Origin of the sequence: Rhizobium sp. Leaf341 (assembly GCF_001424325.1) — a bacterium.
In the GTDB taxonomy this organism is placed as follows: Bacteria; Pseudomonadota; Alphaproteobacteria; order Rhizobiales; family Rhizobiaceae; genus Ferranicluibacter.
On sequence record NZ_LMPE01000016.1, the window covers coordinates 14898 to 38874 of the forward strand.

The window sequence follows — 23977 nt, forward strand, 5'->3', positions numbered from 1 at the left end:
GTTAGCCGAAAGGTTGTGCGATGTGTTCAGCTGAGACATGGCGCGATGAAAAATCGCCCGCAGAGATGTTGTCCAAGGACAATATTTCTCGTTTCATTAAAGGCTTGCCTGCGAAGGCTCAGATGGTACTTCGCGGCCTGGTCCACATGGAGGCCGGTTGCCTGCGCCTGACGCTGCCGGACGGCCGGACCTTCGTGATCAAGGGACGCGCGCCAGGGCCAAATGCGGCGGTGACGCTGCACAACTGGAACCTGCCGCAGCGCGCTTTGGCGAACGGGACCATCGGCGTGGCGGAAAGCTATATGGACGGCGACTGGGAAAGCCCCGATGTGGGCGCCTTTCTCGAGCTGTTCCTTGTCAACGCCGAAATGGGCCGTCATTTTCCAAACGGTGCCCGCGGATTGCTTCGCTTCGTGGAGAAACTGCGTCACTGGATGAACGCCAACACGAAGGCGGGCTCCAAGCGGAATATCTCCGCCCATTATGATCTTGGAAATGCCTTCTACGCGCAGTGGCTCGATCCATCGATGACATACTCCTCGGCGCTCTACACGACGGGCGCCAACGATCTCCAGTCGGCCCAGCGGGCGAAATACAAGGCCTTGGCGGATGCCGCCGGTATCGGCCCGAATGACCATGTGCTGGAAATCGGATGCGGCTGGGGCGGGTTTGCCGAATATGCGGCGAGCGAAATCGGCTGCCGCGTCACGGGCTTGACGATCAGCCGCGAGCAGCTGGATTTTGCCCGCGCCCGGATGGAGAAGGCCGGCCTTGCCGACAAGGTCGATATCAAGTTTCAGGACTACCGCGACGAGACCGGTACCTATGACAGGGTCGTCTCGATCGAGATGTTCGAGGCTGTCGGTGAGAAATTCTGGCCGACCTATTTCTCCCAGGTTCGCCGATGCCTGAAGCCGGGCGGTCGCGCGGGACTGCAGATCATCACCATCAAGCCCGAATCCTATCGCGAATATCGCGCCAACCCCGACTTCATTCAGAAATATGTCTTTCCCGGCGGCATGCTGCCGACACGAGAACATCTGGTGTCGCTCGGCTCCAAGGTCGGGCTGACGATGGTCGGCGACCTCGGCTTCGGTCTGGACTACGCCCGCACGCTCGCCGAATGGCGTGAACGCTTCTGGTTGGTCTGGCCGAAGATTGAACCGCTCGGATTCGACCTCCGCTTCAAGCGGCTCTGGGAATTCTACCTCTTCTACTGCGAGGCGGGATTTCGGGCAAAAAACATTGACGTCCGACAGGTCGTCTATGAATGAGCCGTCGGACGTGCGGAATACCGGCACAGGTCGTGCGGACGCGCGGCTTCCGGTCCGCATTCTGCTGGCTTATGCCTTGCCCGCCGCACCGTTGGCGGCGCTGGGGCTTCCGCTCTACTCGCTCGTGCCGACCTATTACACCGAGACGCTCGGCGTACCGATTGCCACGGCCGGATGGGTCATCCTTCTCATCCGGCTCTTCGATGCGGTTTCCGACCCGCTGGTCGGCTATGCCGCCGATCGCATGGATCCCGCCTTCGGCCGTCGGCGCCTTCTGTTCCTGACGTCGCTTCCCATCTCTGCCCTCGCCGCGACCATGCTGTACTGGCCGGCGGAAACGGCTGGTGCAGGCTGGCTCGGCGTCTGGGGCTGCGTCGTGTCGCTCGGCTTTACCATGGCGATGGTGCCCTATTCCGCCTGGGGCGCGGAGCTCGTCGGCGATTATCACGGCCGCACGCGGCTGTCGGCGTTCCGCGAGACCTTCACGCTGCTCGGCACGCTGATCGCCATCGTCCTGCCTTTCGCGATCGGCTTCGAGCAGAAGGGGCTGTCAGGCCTCGCTGTCCTCGGGATCCTCGTCGGCGCCGGCCTGCTCGTCCTTGGCGGCCTGACTGTCTTCATCGTGCCGGAACCTGAAAACCGGACACGGACCCGTCTGTCGCTGCCGGAAGCGTTGCGCTTTCTCATCTCGAACAAGCCTTTTCTGCGACTGGTCCTTGCCTACTTTCTCAACGGGCTTGCCAACGGCATTCCGGCGACGCTGTTTCTCTATTTCGTCTCGGCGCGGCTCGATCTGCCGGACATGCGGGGACCGCTGCTTTTTCTCTATTTTCTCTGCGCCATTGTCGGTGTTCCCATCGCCAGCGCCTGCGCCGGCCGCTTCGGCAAACACCGCGCCTGGGCTGTTGCTATGCTTGCAGCCTGTGCCGTCTTTCTCCTGGCGCCCCTTCTGCCACCCGGCAGCGTCTACGGCTTCGGCGCGATCTGCGTGGTCACGGGCGTCCTGCTCGGCTTCGACCTCGCGCTTCCACCGTCCATCCAAGCCGATGTCATCGACGCGGATACGGCCGTTTCCGGCGAGCAGCGAGGCGGCTTCTACTTTGCGGCCTGGGGACTTGCGACGAAACTGTCGCTCGCCATCGGCGCCGGCCTCGTCTTTCCGGTCCTGTCGGCTGCCGGCTTCGATCCGGGCAAGGGCGCCGGCAACACGTCCGAAGCGCTGTTCGCCCTGGCGGTTCTCTATGCCTGGGTGCCCGTCGGCCTGAAGCTCTGCGCTATCGCGCTGATGTGGACATTTCCGCTGGACGAGCGCATGCAGCGTCAGCTACGCGAAGCAATCGTACCCGGCAGCTGAGATATCATGACCTTCGACCCCTCCCCGATCGCGGCCATGCGGCGTGCCCGCCGCCTCGCCTGGCTCTATCTCGCGTCCGCGATCGTGATCGAAGTCGTCGGTCTCACGGTCATGAAGGCGGCAAGCGTGCATGGCGGCGTGAGCGGCTATATCGTCATGTATGTGGCGATCGCCCTGTCCTATGTCTGCCTTGCCAAAGCTGTCCGGACACTTCCCGTCGGCGTTGCCTATGCCATCTGGGAAGGATCCGGCATTGCGCTGATCACCTTGGTCTCGGTCTTCTTCTTCCATCACGATCTGAGCCTGCGGGAACTGATCGGCCTTGCCATGGCCGTTGTCGGGATCATCCTCGTCAATGCAGGCGAGGATCACGGATCCGCTGCGGCGGGCGCCGGCGGCGCGCATGGTTGAGATGCCCTTTGTCCTGGCCGTGCTCGCCGGGCTCTTCGACGTCGCGGCCAACCTTGCCTCCAGCAGGTCCGAAGGCTTCTCTCGAAAAGGCTGGGGGATCCTGTCAATTGTCCTGGTGCTCATCGCCTTTGCCTTCCTGGCACAGGCGGTCCACGGCATGGACCTCGCGGTCGCCTACGGCATTCTCGGTGCAACAGGCATTTTTGGAACCGCGATCAGCGCACGACTGCTGTTCGGCCAGAAACTGAAGCCGATCGGCTGGGTCGGATTGGCGCTGGTCTTTGGCGCCGTTGTCGTCCTTCACACAGCCTGAGGCTCTTCGGGCTTTCCGTGCGGTGTCCGCGCTTTGACGGAGGGACGCTTCTTCCAGCCAGTGGCCGCGTTCACCAAGGGGAAGTAGAGCCAGTACGGCAGGAGGTTGACGACCTTGAGGACGTAGGTGAACCGCTTGGGAAAGGTGATCTCGAACCCCGAACCTCGAAGGCCCGCGACGATGGCGCTTGCGGCCTCTTCCGGCGAAACCAGAGCGGGCATCGGAAAGGCATTCTCCTTCGTTGCCGGCGTATCCACGAAGCCCGGATTGACGATCTGAATCCGGATGCCCTGCTTGTCGAGATCGAACTTCAGGCTTTCCGCCATGTTGATCAGCGCCGCTTTCGTCGCACCATAGGCGCCGCTCGTCGGTAGGCCGCCATAGCCGGTGACGGAGGAAACGATGGAGATCTGTCCCTGACCCCGCGCCTTCATGTGGCGGATAGCCGGCAGCAGGCAGTTCACGACGCCGTTGAGATTGACCGAGAACGTTTCCTGGAAGTCCTCCAGATGCAGGTCCTCGCCGTGAACGGGCTTGAAGACACCGGCATTGAGAGCCACCAATGCGAGCGTGCCGTGATCATACTCGATCGCGGCGATGACCCGCTCCATATCCGCCGGATCGGTCACGTCGCCGTCGAGCACAATGATGCGGCCGGGGCCGGTCGCTTCGCGCTGGAGCGACACGAGCTTGTCGTGGCTGCGTGCGGTGACCACGACGCCAAACCCCTCGGCGACGAGCTTTAGCGCGAGCGCCCGGCCGATGCCGGAACTGGCACCTGTCACCCAGGCGAGACCGTGCTCCGGACGTGCGATGAAAGACGACATATCAGCGTTCTCCCGAACCTGCGCGGACGGCATGTTTCGTTGATCGAAAATGAAGTAGAGCAGTCGACCGTTCCGGGAAGACATCCCAGATGCGGCGCTCAACCGATGAGGTCGCTCAGCCGGCGGCCCAGGGAACCGCGCATCTTGACCGGTGCGTCCGTCACGGCGAAGACAATGCAATGCTCTCCGCTCTCGGCGACCGGCCGGTGATCGAGGCTGTCATCGGCGACCGAGATATCCCCGCGGCCGAATCGGCCCCTGACATCGCTGAAGGCGCCGTGAAGCACCAGCGACAGCTCGAAACCTTCGTGCGTGTGCTCGGGAATGGCGCGGCCGGGCCGGATCCGATAGAACGAGACGTTGCAGCCATCGATCTTGCCCAACGCATATTCCTTCAGTCCGGGGAGCTTCCAACGCCAGGGCACGTCGTCGTGATCGAAACCTGCGAATTCCCGCAACGCGCGCGGCCAGCTGGTCCTGCCGGAATCGTGGGGCGACGTCCCGTATGCCGGCGGCAGCGGCGGACTGGCAAGAATGGAAGCGATACGCTGCTCGGGATTTTCAAGCGGCGACGGATCGAGCGTTTCCATCAGATCGCCCGCCACCGTCTCGAAGGCCGAGACCGTCTGTCGGCTCGACGGCTTCAGTTCCAGATGCGCCGCAACGAGAACGCGGGCTGGCTCGGGCAGAATGCCTGTCGCATAATGCGCCATCAGCGCATCGACCGTATCAAGTTCGCTTGTCGTCATCACACCTTGTCCATCGTCCCCTCCCGAGGACCTCCCTCAGACGATAATGTTTTCTTACGATCCTGTCTCCCGCATGGATCACCGAAATGTGCGCGGTACGGTCGAAGACAGAATTTGCGCTCAAGGCGTCTTCTGCAAAACCGTTTTCCTTGTCGGAGTGCCTTGGCCGAGGCAAAACATGGCTACGTTCACCCCGAACCTCGCTCTCGAACCTCACCGGCCTTGTCGCTGCCTCATGCGCGGCTATGTTGCGCTGAACCCCGCCGACGTTCCCGTAGCGATTCTCCGTCAAGAGGTCCTAGACATGCCCGCCTTGAACTCCGTCCTCGACGCCATCGGCAACACGCCCCTCATTCGCCTGAAATCGGCATCCGATGCCACCGGGTGCACGATTCTTGGCAAGGCCGAGTTTCTCAATCCCGGTCAGTCGGTGAAGGATCGCGCCGCACTCTCGATCATCCGTGCAGCGGAACGCGCGGGCACACTGCGTCCCGGCGGCGTGATCGTCGAAGGCACGGCCGGCAATACGGGCATCGGCCTTGCGCTTGTTGCCCAGGCGCTTGGCTATCGCACAGTAATCGTCATCCCGGAGACACAGAGCCAGGAAAAGAAGGACGCACTGAAGCTTCTGGGCGCGGAACTGGTCGAGGTGCCTGCCGTCCCCTACCGCAATCCCAACAATTACGTGAAGCTCTCCGGCCGCCTGGCTGAACAGTTGGCCCGAACCGAACCGAACGGCGCGATCTGGGCCAACCAGTTCGACAATACGGCGAATCGGGCCGCGCATGTCGAGACGACGGCCCCGGAAATCTGGCGCGATACCGACGGCAAAGTCGACGGTTTCATCTGCGCGGTCGGCTCCGGCGGTACGCTTGCCGGCGTGGCCGAGGGCCTGCGTGGCTTCAATCCCGACATCAAGATCGGCCTTGCCGATCCGGAAGGTGCGGCCTTGTTCAGCTACTATACCGACGGCGAATTTTCGTCGCCCGGCAGTTCCATCACGGAAGGTATCGGCCAGGGTCGCATCACCGCAAACCTGGAAGGGTTCACACCGGACTATGCCTATCGCATCCCGGATGCGGAAGCCGTTCCCCTCGTGTTCGACCTGATCGAAAAAGAAGGGCTCTGCCTTGGTGGATCCTCCGGCATCAACATCGCCGGCGCGATCCGGATGGCACGGGATCTCGGGCCGGGCCACACGATCGTGACGATTCTCTGCGACTACGGCAATCGCTACCAGTCCAAGCTGTTCAACCCGGATTTCCTGAAGTCCAAAAATTTGCCCGTTCCTGAGTTTCTCGTCCGGCAAAGCCAGATCGACCTTCCCTACGAGGCCGCCAATGCCTGACACGGGAACGGCGACACACGCGGACAAGACGAAAGCTCTGTTTCGCGACGACTTCTATCTCTCGACCTGCGAGGCGCACGTAATCGAGGTCCTCGATGACGGCGGCATCGTGCTCGACCGCACCTGTTTCTATGCGACGTCGGGGGGTCAGCCCGGAGACATCGGTTTCCTCGAGCGCGCCGACGGCAGCCGGATCGAGATTGCCGCCACGCGGACGGGCGCATCGAAGGATGTCATCGTCCATGTCCCGGCTGAGGGTCAGCCGGCGCTGGAAACGGGTGAAGCCATCGTGGCGCATATCGATTGGCCACGGCGCTACCGGTTGATGCGGATGCACACGGCCTGCCATCTTCTGTCTGTCGTCTGCCCCTATCCCATCACCGGCGCAGCCGTGGGCGAGGACGAGAGCCGGGTCGATTTCGACATGAGCGAGACGATCGACAAGGACGACGTGACCGAAAAGATGATGGCGCTGGTTCGGGAAAACCATCCGATCACGGTGCGCTGGATCACAGACGACGAACTGCTTGCCAATCCCGATATCGTCAAATCGAAGAATGTTCGTCCGCCGCTCGGTCTTGGTCGCGTGAGCCTGGTCTGCATCGGCGAGGACGCGGCAATCGACAGCCAACCCTGCGGCGGCACCCATGTGTCGGAAACCCAGGAGGTGGGAGAGGTCTACATCGCCAAGATCGAAAAGAAGGGCAAGGAGAACCGGCGTTTTCGCATCCGCTTCGGTTCTCCGGCGGCGCCGGCCTGACGTTGCTTGTCTTTGACGGCCGCCATTCTCACCGACCTCCATTCTCACCAGAGGGGATTTGCCAGCATGCAGGAAGAGAAAAGCCCTTTCGTCGTTGACAGCGACTGGTTGCAGGAGCGGCTCGGGGACTCCGACCTGCGCGTCGTGGATGCCGCATGGTACCTGCCGGCGCACAAGCGCGATCCGCAGGCCGAATATGCAGCGGGACACATTCCGGGAGCGGTTTTCCTCGACCATGACGCCATCTCCGACGCGACGAGCGGACTGCCGCACACGCTGGCCAGTCCGGACGTCTTTGCCGCTTCCGTCGGCGCGCTCGGCATCTCCGAAAAGAACATCATCGTCGTCTATGATGGCCCCGGGTTCTTTTCTGCCCCACGGGCTTGGTGGATGTTTCGCGTCATGGGCGCGCGCGACGTCTATGTTCTCGACGGCGGGCTCGACGGATGGAAAAGCGAAGGCCGGGCGGTGACAACAGACGTGACGGCCGTTTTGCCTGCCGTGTTTGTCCCGACCTTCGACGAGACCGCCGTGACGTCTTTCCACGCGATGTCGTCGATCGTCGAAAAAGGCAGCCGACAGATTGCCGACGCGCGGAGTCTCGGCCGGTTTACGGGCGAAGAAGCCGAGCCCCGCGCCGGCATGCGCTCCGGTCACATGCCGGGAGCCCGCAGCCTCCCGGCCGGCGGCTTTGCAGCGGACGGCCGGTTCAAGTCCCTGCCGGAGTTGCGCAAACTTGTCGCAGATGCCGGGATCGATCTCGACAAGCCGGTTGTTACCAGCTGCGGCTCCGGCATCACGGCAGCGATCATCACGCTGGCGCTGCAATCGCTTGGACATACCGATAATACGCTCTACGATGGATCATGGTCGGAATGGGGGAGTCGCGCAGAGACCGCGATTGCAACCGGTAAGCCTTGAGCGGGAAGAGTGAAACACGCATGGAATTGGTAGACGCAGTCGCATCGAATGGCACGGAAACCAGCGCACAGGCCGATGCCGGGGTCGTTCTCGTCCCGGGGCGAGCGGTCACGATCCACATCACTGAATTGGAGATGACGGCCGCGCCGAAGCAAAGCCTGCCCTTCCCGGTCAACATCCAGACCGCACTGATGCGCGTCGCCGATATCCCGCCGGCCTACTACCGCTTCCTGTATCTGCAGGTCGGTCGCCGCTGGCACTGGGTCGATCGGTTGCGGCTGGACGACGAGGCTCTGGCGGCCGTGCTACACGACAAGCGCAACTGCGTGACCGTGCTCTACGTCAACGGCGCGCCGGCCGGGTTCTTCGAGGTCCTTCACGCGGACGAGGACACCGTCGAGCTCACGCATTTCGGCCTGTTCGAGCGCGCACTCGGGCTCGGGCTCGGGAAGTGGTTCCTGCTGCAGGCCCTCTATGGCTGCTGGAGCTACGGCCCCAAGGTCGTCAAGGTGCAGACGAACAATCTCGACCATCCCCGCGCCATCCAGCTTTATCAGCGATTCGGATTCTCGCCCGTCGCCACCCGGGAAGACCAGCTTGTCCCGCTGAGCGAGAGCGAAATGCTCGACCTCGTCCGCAAGCTCTGAATGTCGGAAACAACGTCGGCACGACGGGTCGTGCCGACGTTGTTGCAAGGTCCACGGATCGGTCGCTAGAAGGCACCCGGTACCGCCCCCGAGGATGCATTTCGCCGCCTTGAGCAGGGTGCCGTAAAAGCGTTCAGACCGAACGCGAGGCGGCGCCGTCCGAGAACAGGGACGGGCCATTTTCATCGATGATCTGATGCGCCTTGCGCAGGGCCGCCGAGGATGCTTCGTCCGCCGAGGAGAACATGTCGGCCCGGATGAAGCTGCGCGACAGGATCTGCCCACCCATATCCTTCTCGATCACGCCGGAAAGCCGGAATTGACTGCCCTCCTTCATCAGCGTCGCCCGGATCCGGCAATCGCCGTAGGTTTCGGTCGCGCCGCTGGCGGCTTCGGAAGGGGTATCGGACGACGCGCGACCGAAAAGACGGGAGAAAAAGGATGCCATGATGAAGATTTAGCCTCGCGCGATATCGTTGTCAAAGTCCCCGACGGCATGGCTCGTTGAAGAGCCCGACGTCTGTGGGTGCCGTCAGATCACCAGGTTCGAAAGGATATCGTTGTCGGTGATATCCTGATACTTCAGGCCCCCTGCGTCGAAGGCGGCCATCAGCCGGCGAAAGTTCTCCGGCCGTTTGGTCTCGATCCCGATGAGGATGGAACCGAAGTTGCGCGCAGATTTCTTGAGATACTCAAAACGGGCAATGTCGTCCTCTTCTCCGAGGAGGCCCAAAAAGTCCTTGAGGGCGCCCGGCCGCTGCGCCATGCGCAGAATGAAATACTTCTTCAGACCAAGATGCCGCATTGCCCGCTCCTTGACGTCCGGCAGCCGTTCGAAATCGAAGTTGCCACCGGAGACCACGGCCACGACGGTCTTGCCGGCGAGCTGCGTCGCATCCAGCTCGGCAAGGGCGGTGATGGACAGTGCCCCCGCCGGTTCCAGCACGACACCCTCGAGGTTCAGCATCTCGCTGATGGTGACGCAAATGGCGTTCTCGGGCAAAAGCAGGGTCTGACGGGCGGAGAAGTGCTTCAACCGCTCGAAATTCAAATCGCCGATCCGCCCGACGGCGGCGCCGTCGACGAAATTGTCGACCTGTTCGAGCGTCACGACGGCTCCGGTCTCCAAGCTGCGCTTGAGGCTGGGCGCCCCCTCGGGTTCGCAAAAGACGAAGCCGTCCGGATCGACCCGGTCGTCGAGATAACCCGTCATGCCGGCGGAAAGGCCGCCGCCGCCGACGGGCATGATCACCATGTCGGGAACGGCACCGTCGGGCATCTGCGCAACGACCTCGGCGGCAACGGTCGCCTGCCCCTCGATGATGTCGGCGTGATCGAACGGTGGCACCATCATCCCGCCCGTCGCATCTACATGTTCACGCGCGGCCTTGTAGCACTGATCGAAGATATCGCCGACCAGCCGGATGGTGATGAATCGACCGCCGAACATCCGCGTCTTGTCGATCTTCTGCTGCGGCGTCGTGACCGGCATGAAGACGATGCCTTCGACGCCGAAATGACGGCAGACAAAGGCGAAGCCCTGTGCATGGTTGCCGGCAGAGGCGCAGACAAAGATCCGATCGCGCGCGCCAGCGGCGATCGCCTTCCGGAAGAAGTTGAAGGCCCCGCGGATCTTGTAGGAGCGGACCGGCGAAAGGTCTTCGCGCTTCAGGTAGATTTTCGCGCCATACAGGGCGCTCAGGTGATCGTTGAACTGGAGCGGTGTTTCGGGGAACAGGTCGCGCAAGGCCAGCGCCGCCGCGTCCACATCCTGCTTGAAGCTCATGATCCTGTCCCTGTCATCTCGCTCTGTACACGGTGCCATAGCAATCCGCCCGTCAGCCGCATCCTATGGCACAGACCAGACGCGGACGCCATGCGACCCTTGGTGCGCCCCTTGAGCCCGCTTCTCCGGGCTCAGCTGGGCCGGACTTGACTCGCTCCGGCAAATTGCGAAACTTTCTTCGGGATGAGGCGGTTATGCTGGCTGTGCCGGAAGGCACGAGAACAGCGTCGGAGCGGACAGCACGATCAAAGCTGCGGAGGGCGGGAGAGATGCGAACGAAATCGAGGCCGGCATGGACCTTTTGCCTTGCGGTCGCTGCCGTGGGGCTCGTCTCTGTTCCTGCCGTTGCGGGCCCTCTGGCAGATGCAGCCACCCGCGCCGAAGGGCTGGCGGCGGCCGGCGATGCTGCCGGCGCGCGGGCCGCCATTCGAAATGGCATGAGCGACTTCCTCTCCGGACTGCCGTTTGCCGTCGGCACCGCGACCTTCGTCACGGCCGATCCCTCCGGTTTCGGCTTGTTCGACCCGCGGCCCGACAGCGTCTTCCGGCCGGGCGAGAAGATGGTCGCCTATGTCGAACCCCTGGGCCTGACCTGGAAGCCGGCGTCCGCGCCCGGGCGGTTCGAATCGCGATTCTCGGTTGATTTCGACCTTCTCGACGACAAGGGCGCCGTCCTTGCCAGCCAGAAATCCTTCGGGAACTTCGCTTTCACGGCGGCCACCAAGACGGCAGGGGTTTTCGCGACCCTGACGGTGGATGTGAGCAATGCGACGGTCGGAAGCTATGTGCTGCGCTATCATCTGAACGATAGCAATTCCGGCAAGGCTGCGGTGGTCGACCTTCCCTTCTCGATCAAGGCCGCGCAATGAGCACTGGCGGCCACGACATCCGCAGCTTGAGCACCGGCCCTTCGATCGTGGGCGAAGGTCGTTCCGCGTCGCCCCTTCTGGTCGGTTTCGATGCCGACGACACGCTCTGGGAGAACGAGCAGTTCTACCGCCTGACGGAGGAGGCGTTCGCCGGGCTTCTCGCCGATCATTGCGATGCTGTCGATCTTTCCGAACGTCTTCTCGCTGCGGAACGGCGCAACCTTGCGCTCTACGGGTTCGGCATCAAAGGCTTCACGCTGTCGATGATCGAGACGGCCCTGGAACTCACCGACGGCGCACTGCCCGGGTCGGTTGTCGGTCGCATTCTGGAGATCGGCCGGGACATGCTGCTTCATCCCGTCGATCTGCTCCCGGCGGCACGCGAGACGCTGGAGGCGTTATCAGGACGGCACAGGCTGGTCCTGATCACCAAGGGCGATCTTTTCGACCAGGAACGCAAGCTGGCCGCCTCCGGCCTCGGACCATTGTTCGACGGGATCGAGATCGTCAGCGACAAGACCGAAGCGACCTATCAGGGCATTTTTGCGCGGCACGGCGTTTCGCCGGACCGCTGTGTCATGGTCGGGAATTCGCTGAAATCCGACATCCTGCCGGTGCTGCAATGCGGTGGAAGCGCCATCTTCATCCCACACGACCTCACCTGGGCCCACGAACATGCCGAGACGCCGGTTGATGCGCCACGCTTCTTTCAGGCCGCGTCCCTCTCTGCCGTACCCGACCTGATCGCGGCGATCGACCGGAACGCTTAGGCTTGCTTCTTGGCGGCGATCGTCTCGAGCATGGCGCGCACGTCTGCTTCCGCTGCGGCGAGCACCGCTTCGTTGCGGGCGCGGATGACGAGCTCCGTCGAAAAGGAGGTTCCGTCGAATTTCGGGTAGGAGCCGATGCTCGTCTCCGGATGCGCCTTCTGGACATCGCCCAGGGGTCCGCCGATGTCTCCCTCGCCGAACGGCGACGCCACGGAGCGCGACATCACGGTGGCGCCCGTCTTCAAGGTCGGAAGGACGGCTTCCAGCATGGCCTGGAAAACCTGGGGGACGCCGGCCATCACATAGACGTTGCCGATGACGAAGCCCGGCGCCGTGGACACGGCGTTGGGGATATGGGTCGAACCGTTCGGCATGCGCGCCATGCGGCGGCGCGCCTCGGTGAATTCCATGTTCCGGCGGGCATACATGTCGCCCAGCAAGGTCATGGCTTCGGGATCGTGGATGCATTCGACACCGAAGGCGCGCGAGACCGCATCGGCGGTGATGTCGTCGTGCGTCGGACCGATGCCGCCGGATGTAAAGACGTAATCATAGAGCCCGCGAAGGGCGTTCAGCGCCGCGACAATCGCCTCTTCCTCATCCGAAACGATTCGCACCTCTTTCAGGTCGATGCCGGAGATCGTCAGGAGATCGGCGAGATGCCCGATGTTCTTGTCCTTGGTCCGTCCAGACAGAAGTTCGTCGCCGATGGCCAGCATGGCGGCTGTTACAATCGTTTCCGTGGTCATCGCGCAATTCCTCATTGGTATATCGGGTATCTTGGGGGATATCTCGGGCGTTCAAACGCCCATCGTTCATCTTGAGCCGGTCATTGTCAAATATTAGCGAACAGTCTGTTATCCCCAGCGTTTCGGACAGCGCCCGTCAGACGTGCTAGAGCGGCGTTCCGGCATTCATGCCCATTTCTAGGAGATGACGATGGCAAAAGTTCTGGTTCTCTACTACTCGGCCTATGGTCACATCGAAGCCATGGCCTACGCCGTTGCGGAAGGCGCAAAGGCAGAAGGTGCTGACGTCGTCGTGAAACGCGTCCCGGAACTCGTGCCGGATGACGTCGCGAAGGCCTCGCACTACAAGATGGATCAGGCTGCCCCGATTGCAACGGCGGCGGAACTGGCGGACTACGACGCGATCATCTTCGGCTGTGGCACACGCTACGGCGGCTTTGCGTCGCAGATGCGCAATTTCATCGACCAGACCGGCGGCCTGTGGTTCTCGGGCGCGCTCGTCGGCAAGGTCGGATCGGCCTTCACGTCGTCGGCGACCCAGCACGGCGGCCAGGAGTCCACGCTTCTCTCCTTCATCCCCACGCTTCTGCATCACGGCATGGTCGTGGTCGGCCTCCCCTACGCGTTCCAGGGCCAGATGGGCCTCGAGGAAATCAAGGGTGGCACGCCATACGGCGCCTCCACGATCACCGGTGGTGACGGCTCGCGCATGCCGTCCGAGGTCGAACTCGAAGGCGCGCGTTTCCAGGGCGCTCACGTTGCCAAGATTGCGGCCAAGCTGACCGCCTGATCATACCGTCCGTCTCCACGCTTCACGGGCCGCCCGCTTTCTAGTGCGGGCGGCCTTTGTCGGCGCGAAGCACGCCTGCTCTCGCCCACGCGAGACGCGGCACCTCTGCTGACCGCCGTCGAACGGACTTGCACGACTCGCCGAGATCTCCGAGGGATGCTCCATCCGCATCGTCTCGAGATCCGCCATGCCAGTCCCCCTGCCTCTTGACCAGCCCCGCCCACTCGTCTTTCTCGCAGCCTTTGCGACAGGCGGGCTGCTGACACTCATGGTGCACTTCAACGGCGAACTCGCCCGATACGGCAACCCGCTGTTCTCGTCCTGGACGGCACACGGTACGGGAACCGTGGCAGCGATCGTCTTTCTCGGCCTCCTCTACAGGCGCGGCCGCATCACCTCCGGAGAACGCCCTCCCGCTCCCCTGTGGGCGTATCTAGGCGGGATCTCGGGTGCCGCCACCGTCATGCTCACATCGACCGCGGTGAACTCGCCGCTGGCCCTTGCCGGCACTCTGGCGCTCGGCCTTTCGGGGCAGGCGATCTTCAGCCTTGCAGCCGACCAGTGGGGGCTGTTCGGCCTCGCAAAACGGCGACTGACGGGCCGGAATCTTGCGGCTCTCGCGCTGATCCTCGGCGGAAGCGCACTCATCATCCTGGAAGGGCGGATCCCGGCATGACGTTGGCGATCCTTCTTGCCTGCTCGGCCGGCATCCTCATCGGCATCAGTCGCCAGATCAACGGGCGCCTCAGCCTGTCGACGTCACCCCTGATCGCGTCCTTCTGGAACCACCTGATCGGGTTTTCCTTCCTGACGGTTCTCGGCCTCGGTGTCGGAGACCTGCTTCCGACAGGCGTGGGCCAAGTGCCGTGGTACGATTTTCTCGGCGGCCCGGTCGGCGTCGTCTTTGTCGCCGCAGGCAGCTGGGTCATTGCCCGAATCGGCGCCGTCAATACCGCCCTGATGATGATCGGAGGCCAGATGGTGTCGGGCGTGGTTCTCGATCTCGCTCTATCGGTACCGACCGCTCTCGGCCCGACGACCATCGGCGTCGTCCTCGTTCTGGCCGGGATCGCGCTGTCTCAAGGAAAACGAACTCAGGGAAAACGAAGAGCCGAAACGACGCCCAGACCGTGATCGACGAGGACGCCGGCTATCGAGCCTTCGGGCCGTCAAGCCGTTTCGAGAAGCCGGTCGTGAACGTCACGCCCCCCTTGTCATCAACAGCCTCCCCGAGGGCAACGTCCATGGCGTCGTCCGTCACCCGGACGACGGCGAAGCCGCCCTTGAAGGCTGCCTTGGGCTTGAAGACGTCGATGCCGCCGGCTTTGTAGACCATGGGCGTGTCGTGCTCATGCCCGTGGAAGATACCAATGACGTTGTAGCCTTTGAGGGCTTCGAGAAGAGCTGCACGTTCGGCGTCGCTCCACCAATGCGGCGCACCTGCGGCCTCATCGTCGAAGGTCCCGTGACCGGCATCCCACCGCTCGATCGAGAACCGGTCCCATCCATAATGCTGAAACAGCACCACGGGGCGTCCGTCGGCTGCAAAGGTGGCCAGGTCGTTCTTCAGCCAGTCCAATCCGCTGACGGCGCCCTTGCGATCGTCGCCACCGAAGCGTTGAAGCTGCACGAGGTGGAGGCGCCCCCAGTTCCAGGCATAATTGTCGGAGTCGACATCGTAATTGTCGGCGGGCAGCGACGGCGTGAAAAAGACGCTCGGACGGTGATTGACCTCGACATAGTCGCGGAGTTCCCGCCTGTACCAGTCCGGATGGCTCGGTGGTCCATCCTGATCAAGATCGTGGTTGCCGAGCCCGACATAGACGGGCATGTGCACGTGCTGCGGGTCCTGTCCCTGGGCATACCGCTGGCTGAACTGGCGCAGTTGCCATCCCTCACCTGGCACGGCCACCTGGCCGCCTCCATCGTCGGTGATATCCCCACCCATGACCAGACCGGCCGGCGCGCCGATCTCTCGCCCAGCCCGCGTCAACCCGCTGGGCGTGTTGGCGATCGTCTGGGGCCAGAGCTGCGCCGGAAGGCGATTGAGGGCCCGGATATGTCGAAGGAGCGCCGCATCCGTCTTGCCCTCCTTGTCGCAGTCCGGCGAGAGACCTTCCGCCATCCGGCAGGCATGAACGTCTGTCGCAAACACGAAGGTCACATCCGTCGGCGCCTGCTGCGCCTGCGCCGGTGCGATGACGAACAGCATGGCCGCCGAGGCCCGCGCCGGGAGACCGACCCAGTGGCCGTTCCCACCGGCAAACCGTTTTCGTCTGTTTACGGAGATCGTCATGTCAACGATAGCCCTTCTTCCTGTTCGCACGCCGAGCCGCCCCTTGGTTGCGGTGCCACCTTCGATGGTCGTGCAAAGCCCGCGGCGGCACCACCGACCGCCGGAACGAACGGCACCCGTCGCTCGTTACCCCGCACACGACAATCGCATCACCAGAGAGAGGGACACAAGCATGGTCAAGGTTATCTATCACATCGTCGAGCACGACGGCGGATGGGCCTACAAGGTCGGCGACGTTTTTTCGGAGAGTTTTCCGACGCATGAACATGCACTTCGCGCGGCCAAGGCGGCTGCGGCGGAGCAGCAGGTCGGAGGATCGGACGAAGACATCAGCTTCCAGGATGCCTCCGGGCAGTGGCACGAGGAACATGCCAGCGGCGGAGATCGCCCGGAAGCTGTGGTCGAAGACAAGGCCTGACGGTCAAAAAGGGATGGTGCCTCTCTCCGCGAGGAGAGAGGCTGAAGGATTAGGTCATGAAAAGACCGATGTGCGGATCGGCAGATTTTGTATCGCTCGTAAGTCATCGCTTTGCAACGACAAGCTGTTGTTAAGCTTTACGGGAAGGGTTAACTGCTGCCGATGCAGCTTGACGAAATCCTCGCGGTATCGGAAAGACTGTTGCCACTGCGGACGTGGCGAAACTGGTAGACGCAAGAGACTTAAAATCTCTCGAGGAGACTCGTACGGGTTCGACCCCCGTCGTCCGCACCAGCCACTGACGGACTGCCTTTTATCCCGTCTTGAAAATGATCGGGCTTTATCGCAGAAACGCTCCTTCCGTCAGACACGCATCTGCTAGATATGCTTGGAGTCCGCCATGTCCCTTCCCGAAAAAGCCTTTCCCGTGTCCTGGGACCAGTTTCATCGCGATGCGCGTGCACTCGCGTGGCGGCTGGCGGATCAGGGCGTCGAGTGGAAGGCGATCGTCTGCATCACGCGAGGCGGTCTCGTGCCGGCCGCGATCATCTCGCGGGAGCTGAACATCCGCATGATCGAGACGGTCTGCGTCGCGTCCTATCACGACTACGCGTCGCAGGGGCAGATGGAGGTGATCAAGACGATTTCCGAGGAAATTCGCGCCGACGGCGGTGACCGCGTCCTGATCGTCGACGACCTCACGGACACCGGGAAAACGGCCGCGATCGTGCGGGCGATGCTGCCCAAGGCGCATTTTGCGGCGGTCTACGCCAAGCCGAAAGGGCGTCCGCAGGTGGACACCTTCGTGACCGAGGTCAGCCAGGACACCTGGATCTATTTCCCTTGGGATATGGGCTTCTCCTATCAGGAGCCGATCGCCAAAGGATCCCGCGGCTAGGCCTTCGCCGGTCGCACGACAGGTCCCTGAACGGCACAGGGCGCGGGACACCATCCCGCGCCCTGTGCCGTTCAGGGACCAAGCATTCCTTTTCACGCGGATAACCTGCGGATCGGCGTAAGTTTTTGTCCACAAGAAATCGTGGAACCAACCGCCTCTTCGGTTTGCGCCAGCGACAAGTGACTGATTTCCTTGATTCCCGTTCAAAAAGAAAATTTCCACAAGATATAGACGCCGGTGGACGGCGAGCCGCAAGCCCTTGACGACGCCATCGGACTCGCGGTTAATCATAATCGAGACTGGCATGACGCCAGACCACGGCTCGGACGGTGGCTTTCCCCGATCTGCGCCAACATCCTCATTCTGCTGGAGATCCTGCCCTTGAGGCGGGAACGCGTGTCGAAAATGATCTGTAGAAAACGTTGCACGCCGGGGGAACCCACCAGCAGATCGATAATTCTCTCTACATCTAGTAGATAGACCATTTAATTAACACTACATATCGGATACGAGTGTGTAGCCGCAGAAACGGACCACCGGCCGGCGATGTTGCTTTCCGGAAGGATATCAGCGTGCCTGAAAAGCGCATGCTTCGGACAGAACAAGGATTGGGACAGATGCAGATCGAACGTCGCTTTACCAAGGCCGGCCAGTCGGCCTATGCAGACATCGCGTTCCGCAAGGCCGTGAGCGAAATCAAGAACCCCGATGGGTCGATCGTTTTCCGGCTTGCCGATATCGACGTGCCCGCCCAGTTCAGTCAGGTCGCAGCCGATATTCTGGCCCAGAAGTATTTTCGCAAGGCCGGCGTCCCCGCGCGCCTGAAGAAGGTCGAGGAAAATTCCGTTCCCTCGTGGCTCTGGCGCTCCGTCGCCGATGAAGCCGCGATGAAGGACCTCCCCAAGGACGAGCATTTCGGCTCGGAAACCGACGCCCGCCAGGTCTTCGATCGTCTCGCCGGCACCTGGACCTACTGGGGCTGGAAGGGCAACTACTTCGCCTCCGAGGAAGACGCCCTCGCCTTCCGCGACGAGCTCGCCTACATGCTGGCGACCCAGCGCGTCGCCCCGAACTCGCCGCAGTGGTTCAACACGGGCCTGCACTGGGCCTATGGCATCGACGGTCCCGGACAGGGCCATTTCTACATCGACCCCTTCACGGGCAAGCTCGTGAAGTCCAAGTCGTCCTACGAGCATCCCCAGCCGCATGCCTGCTTCATCCAGTCGGTCGGTGACGATCTCGTCAACGAAGGCGGGATCATGGACCTGTGGGTGCGCGAGGCGCGCCTTTTCAAGTACGGCTCCGGCACCGGCTCCAACTTCTCCTACCTGCGCGGCGAAGGCGAAAAGCTTTCGGGCGGCGGCAAATCCTCTGGCCTGATGAGCTTCCTGAAGATCGGCGACCGCGCCGCCGGCGCCATCAAGTCGGGCGGCACGACGCGCCGCGCTGCCAAGATGGTGGTCGTCGACATCGACCATCCCGATATCGAGGATTACATCAACTGGAAGGTCAAGGAAGAGCAGAAGGTCGCGGCCCTCGTGACCGGCTCGAAAATCGTCGCCCAGCATCTCAAGGCCATCATGAAGGCCTGCGTGAACTGCGAGGGGCCCGACGGCGCCTGCTATGACCCGAACGAGAACCCGGCCCTGAAGCGCGAAATCAAGGCCGCCAAGAAGGATCAGGTGCCGGAGAACTACATCCAGCGCGTCATCCAGTTTGCGCGCCAGGGCTACAAGGACATCGACTTCAAGACCTATGACACGGACTGGGATTCGGAGGCCTATCTCACGGTTTCCGGCCAGAATTCCAACAACTCGGTTTCGCTGCGCGACGATTTCCTGCGTGCCGTCGAAGCCGATGGCGACTGGAACCTGACCGCCCGCAAGGACGGACGCGTCATGAAGACGTTGAAGGCGCGCGATCTGTGGGAAAGCATTTCCTACGCTGCCTGGGCTTCCGCCGATCCGGGCCTGCACTTCAACACGACCATGAACGACTGGCACACCTGCCCGGCCGCCGGCTCCATCCGCGCGTCCAATCCGTGCTCGGAATACATGTTCCTGGATGATACCGCCTGCAACCTGGCTTCGTTGAACCTGCTGCAGTTCAAGGACCAGACAACCAAGAACATCGATATCGCCGATTATGAGCATGCGGTCCGCCTCTGGACGATCGTGCTCGAAATCTCGGTGATGATGGCCCAGTTCCCGTCGCGGGAGATTGCCGAGCGCTCCTACGAATACCGCACGCTGGGTCTCGGCTACGCCAATATCGGCGGCCTCCTGATGTCGTCCGGCATTCCCTATGACAGCAGGGAAGGCCGCGCGATCGCCGGCGCCCTGACCGCCGTCATGACCGGCGTGTCCTATGCGACCTCGGCGGAGATCGCGGCCAAGCTCGGCCCGTTCCCCGGCTTCAAGCCGAACCGTGACAACATGCTGCGCGTCATCCGCAACCATGCCCGTGCCGCCCGTGGCGAAGCGCTCGGTTATGAAGGCCTGTCCGTCGCGCCCGTCCCGCTGGTCCATTCGGAATGCCCTGACCAGACACTCGTGACGCATGCCGTCGCGGCCTGGGAAAAGGCCCTGTCGCTCGGCGAGCAGCACGGCTATCGCAATGCACAGGTTTCGGTCATCGCGCCGACGGGCACGATCGGTCTCGTCATGGATTGCGACACGACCGGCATCGAGCCTGACTTTGCTCTCGTGAAGTTCAAGAAGCTTGCCGGTGGCGGGTACTTCAAGATCATCAACCGCGCCGTTCCAGAAGCCTTGCGCACGCTCGGCTATTCGGAAAGCCAGATCGCCGAGATCGAGGCCTATGCAGTCGGCCATGGCAACATCAACCAGGCACCGGCCGTCAACCCGGGCTCGCTGCGGGCCAAGGGCTTCACGGAGGACAAGATCGAGGCCATCAACGGCGCGACGAAGGCAGCCTTCGACATCAAGTTCGTCTTCAACCAGTGGACGCTCGGCGTCGACTTCCTGAAGGAAACGCTGAAGGTCAGCGACGAACAGCTTGCGGACATGAGCTTCAACCTGCTTGAGCATATCGGCTTCTCCCGCAAGGAGATCGAAGCGGCCAACGTGCACGTCTGCGGCGCGATGACGCTCGAAGGCGCACCGTTCCTGAAGGCCGAGCATCTGCCGGTGTTCGACTGTGCCAACCCCTGCGGCAAGATCGGCAAGCGCTACCTCTCGGTGGAAAGCCACATCCGCATGATGGCGGCAGCCCAGCCCTTCATCTCCGGCGCGATCTCCAAGACGATCAACATGCCGAACGAGGCGACCGTAGAGGACTGCAAGAACGCCTACATGCTGTCCTGGAAGCTCGCGCTGAAGGCGAACGCCCTCTACCGCGACGGCTCCAAGCTCTCGCAGCCGCTGAACGCCTCACTCATCGAGGACGAGGAAGACGAGGATGCGCTGGAGACGCTGATCCAGCAGCCGGCTGCCGCCCAGGCGGTCGCCGTCACGGAAAAGATCGTCGAACGTGTGATCGAGCGGATCACCCGCGAGCGCGAAAAGCTGCCGAACCGCCGCCAGGGCTACACCCAGAAGGCGATCGTCGGTGGGCACAAGGTCTATCTCCGGACCGGTGAATTCGGTGACGGCCGGATCGGCGAGATCTTCATCGACATGCACAAGGAAGGCGCCGCCTTCCGCGCGATGATGAACAATTTCGCCATCGCCATCTCGCTCGGCCTGCAGTACGGCGTGCCGCTCGAAGAATATGTCGAGGCCTTCACGTTCACGAAGTTCGAGCCCGCCGGCATGGTGCAGGGCAATGACGCGATCAAGAATGCCACGTCGATCCTCGACTACGTGTTCCGCGAGCTTGCCGTTTCCTATCTCGGCCGGCACGATCTTGCACATGTCGACACGTCCGACTTCGGCAATACGGCACTCGGCAAGGGCATCCAGGAAGGCAAGACCAACCTGCTGTCGACCGGCTGGACCCGCGGTCACAAGCCGACCCTCGTATCGGGCACGACCACCGGATCCGGGATTGATCGCGCATCCGGCGAGCCCAAGGGATCGGCGACAGCCACCCCGGCCCGCGGCGCGGCCGCCGGCGGCACGGTAACCCCGTTTGCCGGCTCGGTCGCCCGCAAGCTGGAACCGGCGACTTCGATCTCGACCTCCGAAGTCGTCGCCTTCAAGCGCGACTACGAAGAGCGGGCCGTCGAGGCGATCGAGGTGGTTGTCCCGGAGATTGCGGAGTCTCCCCGTGATGTCACCGCGCTGTTCTCCGACAAGGCAGCTGCGGAAGCCGCTGCCGCGAAATCGGACGCCAAGAAACTGGAAGCCGAACGCCGCATCCGCTCGATCGCCCAGGGGTATACCGGCAACATGTGCTCGGAATGCCAAAACTTCACGATGGTGCGGAACGGCACCTGCGAGAAGTGCGACACCTGCGGCGCAACAAGCGGCTGCAGCTGAGAAGACGGGAGAGCGTGAATGTAACGTTCACGCTCTCCCACATTCGGATCTAACGCGCAGCAGGCGATGCGCCGTCCTTGGCGCATCCGAGAATGTGGCTCGGCTTGCGAGCTCGAAATGCAAGACCATGCTCGACTCGGTCGACCGAAACCTCTGCATCGTCCTCTTCGATACGTGCAGAAGCACACGTGACAGTCGCAGTCCGGTCGTCATAAGATCTCGACGAACCCCGCTTGATTGCTCGCACGAGCCCCGCACGCGGTGCGCCGTTCGTCAGCCACCCCGTCATATTCCAAGATCGACACTCGCGTCGCGGCCTGGGCTAGCGGCGATCGCCTTGCTCGTCAGGCGACAAATGGTCCGACGGACGAGCGCTCGATCAGGCCGCAGACCATCTTGTGCGTGTTGGGCAGGACATCGCCTGTCTGGCGTCCGAGGTGGCGCACGGCCCAGGCGCCCATGGCGCGGTGCGGAAGGTCGATGGTGGTGAGTTGCGGGCGGAGATGGCGGGCGATCTCGTCGTCGTCGTAGCCGATCACGGAGATATCCCCGGGAACGGAGAGGCCGCGTTCGCGAATCGCGGTGAAGCATCCCATCGCCATCTTGTCGTTCTGGCAGAAAATCGCGGTCGGCCGGTCCGCGAGCGACAGAAGCCTCTGCGTCGCCTCATAACCGGCGGTCGGGGTCCAGTTGCCCTCGCCCACCAGCTGGTCGTCATAGTCGATGCCGGCTTTCCCCAGCGCTTTGCGATATCCGATCAGGCGATCCTGCGAAGCCTCCATGAAGGTTTCGCCGGTGATGATACCGATCCGCCGATGCCCCTTCTCGATCAGCGTCGACGTCGCAAGCTTGCCGCCATTGACCTCGTCCGGCACGACCGAAGGAAAGCGGGGATCGCCCGTATGGCAATTGAGCAGGACAAGCGGCACCGGGAGTTCATTGAAAGCCGAATCGAGCGCGACGCGCCGGGTAAAGACGGACATGTAGATGATGCCCTGCGCACCGGCCCGCAGGAGACGGTCAACCGCACGGCGTTCGTATTCCGCCCGTCCCTGCGTCTGTGCGACGAGAATCGTCACATCGGCGTTCCAGGATTCCTGCCGCGCGCCCTCGATCGCGTTGACGGCCTCGGGCGTCGTGGTCAGCTGATCGACGATGAAGCCGATGCAGCCGTCCCGCAGCTCCTCGAGCGCTGCACGACGGATTGGGCTGGCAAGGCCGTAGCCGAGCGACCGCGCCGCTTCGACCACGCGCGCCCGGAGATCCGCGGAGATCTTGATGTCCATGATGTTGTTCAGCACCACGGATACCGTCGCCTGCGAGCAGCCGGCGGCTTTGGCCACGTCCATCATCGTTATCCGCTTGGAAGGCTTTCGGCTGCTCACGCTCTCGTCCATTCGACATGTCTCATCCTTCCTAACCGAGCCCGACAGGATTATCCATTGACTAATAATTATTAGTTGCGCTAGATTCCGGATGTCGAGGAGGACACGCCATGAATGCACATGCACAATTTGACTATGACATCGCCGCCCAGCTGAAGACGCTGGCCGAGGACGGCATCATCGGCCTGAAGGGCGCCTTCACGCCGGAGTGGGCCGATGCAATGCGTGAAGACATGATGACGGCCTTCTGGTCGGCGATCCAGCGCCCGGGCGGCGCCGTCGGTCGCGGCCCCCGGCGCTGGTATGTCGAGATCCACCCGCAGAACTTCGGTGGTTTCGTCGATCTCGTCACCCACCCCTGGCTCGTGGACGTCTGCACCAACCTGCTTGGACCGGACTATCAGATCGTGGAAATCGGGCTCGATGTGCCTTTCCAGGGTGCAAAGTATCAGCCTTGGCACCGGGACTTCCCGTCGCCGGTCGATACCTACCAGGACCGGAAGATCACCTCGCTCGCCTTCAACCTCACCGGCGTCGACGTGACCGAGGACATGGGCCCCTTCGAGGTGGCGCCAGGGACGCAGTATGACGATGGTCGGGAGTGGAAGCACGAGATGTTCCCCGACAAGGCTCTGTGGGGTCGTTTCCAGGAACGTGCCACCCGCAAATTCCCCAAGCGCGGGGACATTTCCTGCCGGTCGGCCCTGACGGTGCATCGCGGCACGGAGCATCTGTCGCCGATCGCCCGCCCGGTAATGGTTCTGGGCGTCGATGCGCCCGGTGCCGGCCATGCCGAACTGCACGACATGATGGTGACCAAAGACTGGTATGACGCCCTGCCCGAGATCGCCCGCAAGCACCTCGTCTGCAGGGTCGTCGACGAACTCGTGCCGATCACCCAGAAGCACGACATCGAAGGTCTCGTCATGGGCGCAGACCCGACCTGATCGTGGAGCGACGACAGCCTCGC

The 23977-nt window shown here is 62.6% G+C and carries 24 protein-coding genes and 1 tRNA gene; 18 read left to right on the forward strand and 7 right to left on the reverse strand.

Annotated features, from left to right (window positions below):
* Positions 1-20 precede the first annotated feature (20 nt).
* From ASG03_RS19500 to ASG03_RS19515, 4 genes are read left to right on the forward strand one after another with little or no spacing between them, the layout of a single operon-like run.
* On the forward strand, positions 21-1274 hold the full coding sequence (locus ASG03_RS19500; RefSeq protein WP_062467957.1) for an SAM-dependent methyltransferase: 1254 nt from the start codon (positions 21-23) through the stop codon (positions 1272-1274).
* Between the two features lie 10 nt (positions 1275-1284).
* Entirely contained in the window at positions 1285-2628 is a 1344-nt protein-coding gene (locus ASG03_RS19505) for an MFS transporter (protein ID WP_244475328.1), read from the forward strand.
* A 6-nt stretch (positions 2629-2634) separates the two neighbouring features.
* The gene (locus tag ASG03_RS19510; protein WP_244475329.1) at positions 2635-3039 is read left to right on the forward strand and encodes an SMR family transporter; all 405 of its coding nucleotides are present in this window, start codon (positions 2635-2637) and stop codon (positions 3037-3039) included.
* Positions 3032-3352 (forward strand): SMR family transporter, encoded by a 321-nt coding sequence (locus tag ASG03_RS19515; RefSeq protein ID WP_062467959.1) that lies wholly within the window; start codon positions 3032-3034, stop codon positions 3350-3352. Before ASG03_RS19510 ends, ASG03_RS19515 begins: the two co-directional genes overlap by 8 nt.
* Here the strand turns inward: ASG03_RS19515 and ASG03_RS19520 are convergent.
* Positions 3340-4179, reverse strand: a complete 840-nt coding sequence (locus ASG03_RS19520; protein WP_062695673.1) for an SDR family NAD(P)-dependent oxidoreductase — start codon at positions 4177-4179, stop codon at positions 3340-3342. The genes ASG03_RS19515 and ASG03_RS19520 overlap by 13 nt on opposite strands.
* A gap of 98 nt (positions 4180-4277) precedes the next feature.
* The gene (locus ASG03_RS19525) at positions 4278-4928 is read right to left on the reverse strand and encodes a ChrR family anti-sigma-E factor (RefSeq protein ID WP_062695372.1); all 651 of its coding nucleotides are present in this window, start codon (positions 4926-4928) and stop codon (positions 4278-4280) included.
* A gap of 304 nt (positions 4929-5232) precedes the next feature.
* On the opposite strand from ASG03_RS19525, the gene ASG03_RS19530 reads away from it, so the two are divergent.
* The 4 genes from ASG03_RS19530 (at position 5233) to ASG03_RS19545 (ending at position 8604) form a co-directional block, all read left to right on the forward strand.
* Positions 5233-6276, forward strand: coding sequence for a cysteine synthase A (locus tag ASG03_RS19530; protein ID WP_062695675.1), 1044 nt, complete (start codon positions 5233-5235; stop codon positions 6274-6276).
* On the forward strand, positions 6269-7036 hold the full coding sequence (locus ASG03_RS19535; protein ID WP_062695374.1) for an alanyl-tRNA editing protein: 768 nt from the start codon (positions 6269-6271) through the stop codon (positions 7034-7036). Before ASG03_RS19530 ends, ASG03_RS19535 begins: the two co-directional genes overlap by 8 nt.
* A 66-nt stretch (positions 7037-7102) precedes the next feature.
* Positions 7103-7957, forward strand: coding sequence for a 3-mercaptopyruvate sulfurtransferase (gene sseA, locus ASG03_RS19540; RefSeq protein WP_062695376.1), 855 nt, complete (start codon positions 7103-7105; stop codon positions 7955-7957).
* A gap of 134 nt (positions 7958-8091) precedes the next feature.
* Positions 8092-8604, forward strand: coding sequence for a GNAT family N-acetyltransferase (locus ASG03_RS19545; protein WP_062471738.1), 513 nt, complete (start codon positions 8092-8094; stop codon positions 8602-8604).
* A gap of 133 nt (positions 8605-8737) precedes the next feature.
* On the opposite strand, the gene ASG03_RS19550 is transcribed toward ASG03_RS19545, so the two are convergent.
* Positions 8738-9052, reverse strand: a complete 315-nt coding sequence (locus tag ASG03_RS19550) for an HlyU family transcriptional regulator (RefSeq protein WP_062695378.1) — start codon at positions 9050-9052, stop codon at positions 8738-8740.
* An 84-nt stretch (positions 9053-9136) separates the two neighbouring features.
* The gene (ilvA, locus tag ASG03_RS19555) at positions 9137-10390 is read right to left on the reverse strand and encodes a threonine ammonia-lyase (protein WP_062695380.1); all 1254 of its coding nucleotides are present in this window, start codon (positions 10388-10390) and stop codon (positions 9137-9139) included.
* A 320-nt stretch (positions 10391-10710) separates the two neighbouring features.
* Here ilvA and ASG03_RS19560 point away from each other — a divergent pair, with 320 nt between their 5' ends.
* Both ASG03_RS19560 and ASG03_RS19565 read left to right on the forward strand, forming a co-directional pair.
* On the forward strand, positions 10711-11259 hold the full coding sequence (locus ASG03_RS19560) for a hypothetical protein (protein ID WP_244475330.1): 549 nt from the start codon (positions 10711-10713) through the stop codon (positions 11257-11259).
* Positions 11256-12029, forward strand: coding sequence for an HAD family hydrolase (locus tag ASG03_RS19565; RefSeq protein ID WP_244475331.1), 774 nt, complete (start codon positions 11256-11258; stop codon positions 12027-12029). Before ASG03_RS19560 ends, ASG03_RS19565 begins: the two co-directional genes overlap by 4 nt.
* Here ASG03_RS19565 and ASG03_RS19570 read toward each other — a convergent pair.
* A complete protein-coding gene (locus ASG03_RS19570) occupies positions 12026-12778 on the reverse strand; it encodes a competence/damage-inducible protein A (protein WP_062695384.1) in 753 nt (250 codons plus the stop codon). The genes ASG03_RS19565 and ASG03_RS19570 overlap by 4 nt on opposite strands.
* Positions 12779-12968: 190 nt before the next feature.
* On the opposite strand from ASG03_RS19570, the gene wrbA reads away from it, so the two are divergent.
* The 3 genes from wrbA (at position 12969) to ASG03_RS19585 (ending at position 14702) form a co-directional block, all read left to right on the forward strand.
* Positions 12969-13568 carry an NAD(P)H:quinone oxidoreductase gene (gene wrbA / locus ASG03_RS19575; RefSeq protein WP_062467978.1) on the forward strand — a complete coding sequence of 200 codons (600 nt, stop codon included), beginning with the start codon at positions 12969-12971 and terminating at the stop codon, positions 13566-13568.
* Between the two features lie 187 nt (positions 13569-13755).
* Positions 13756-14244, forward strand: coding sequence for a DMT family transporter (locus ASG03_RS19580; RefSeq protein ID WP_062467980.1), 489 nt, complete (start codon positions 13756-13758; stop codon positions 14242-14244).
* Positions 14241-14702, forward strand: coding sequence for a DMT family transporter (locus ASG03_RS19585; protein WP_062695385.1), 462 nt, complete (start codon positions 14241-14243; stop codon positions 14700-14702). The genes ASG03_RS19580 and ASG03_RS19585 overlap by 4 nt, the downstream gene beginning before the upstream one ends.
* A 16-nt stretch (positions 14703-14718) precedes the next feature.
* On the opposite strand, the gene ASG03_RS19590 is transcribed toward ASG03_RS19585, so the two are convergent.
* Complete coding sequence (locus ASG03_RS19590) at positions 14719-15864, reverse strand: metallophosphoesterase (protein WP_082475875.1); 1146 nt, start codon at positions 15862-15864, stop codon at positions 14719-14721.
* 172 nt (positions 15865-16036) lie between these two features.
* On the opposite strand from ASG03_RS19590, the gene ASG03_RS19595 reads away from it, so the two are divergent.
* The 4 genes from ASG03_RS19595 (at position 16037) to ASG03_RS19610 (ending at position 21622) form a co-directional block, all read left to right on the forward strand.
* The gene (locus tag ASG03_RS19595; RefSeq protein ID WP_062467983.1) at positions 16037-16282 is read left to right on the forward strand and encodes a DUF2188 domain-containing protein; all 246 of its coding nucleotides are present in this window, start codon (positions 16037-16039) and stop codon (positions 16280-16282) included.
* A gap of 209 nt (positions 16283-16491) precedes the next feature.
* Positions 16492-16576 (forward strand) — tRNA-Leu (locus ASG03_RS19600).
* A gap of 106 nt (positions 16577-16682) precedes the next feature.
* On the forward strand, positions 16683-17180 hold the full coding sequence (gpt, locus tag ASG03_RS19605; protein WP_062467985.1) for a xanthine phosphoribosyltransferase: 498 nt from the start codon (positions 16683-16685) through the stop codon (positions 17178-17180).
* Positions 17181-17797: 617 nt separating this feature from the next.
* Positions 17798-21622 (forward strand): vitamin B12-dependent ribonucleotide reductase, encoded by a 3825-nt coding sequence (locus ASG03_RS19610; RefSeq protein ID WP_062695387.1) that lies wholly within the window; start codon positions 17798-17800, stop codon positions 21620-21622.
* A gap of 344 nt (positions 21623-21966) precedes the next feature.
* Here ASG03_RS19610 and ASG03_RS19615 read toward each other — a convergent pair whose 3' ends face one another.
* Positions 21967-23007: a LacI family DNA-binding transcriptional regulator gene (locus ASG03_RS19615; RefSeq protein WP_244475332.1), complete on the reverse strand. Its 1041-nt coding sequence runs from the start codon at positions 23005-23007 to the stop codon at positions 21967-21969.
* A gap of 110 nt (positions 23008-23117) precedes the next feature.
* Here ASG03_RS19615 and ASG03_RS19620 point away from each other — a divergent pair, with 110 nt between their 5' ends.
* Positions 23118-23954, forward strand: a complete 837-nt coding sequence (locus tag ASG03_RS19620) for a phytanoyl-CoA dioxygenase family protein (protein WP_062467993.1) — start codon at positions 23118-23120, stop codon at positions 23952-23954.
* The last annotated feature ends 23 nt before the right edge of the window (positions 23955-23977 follow it).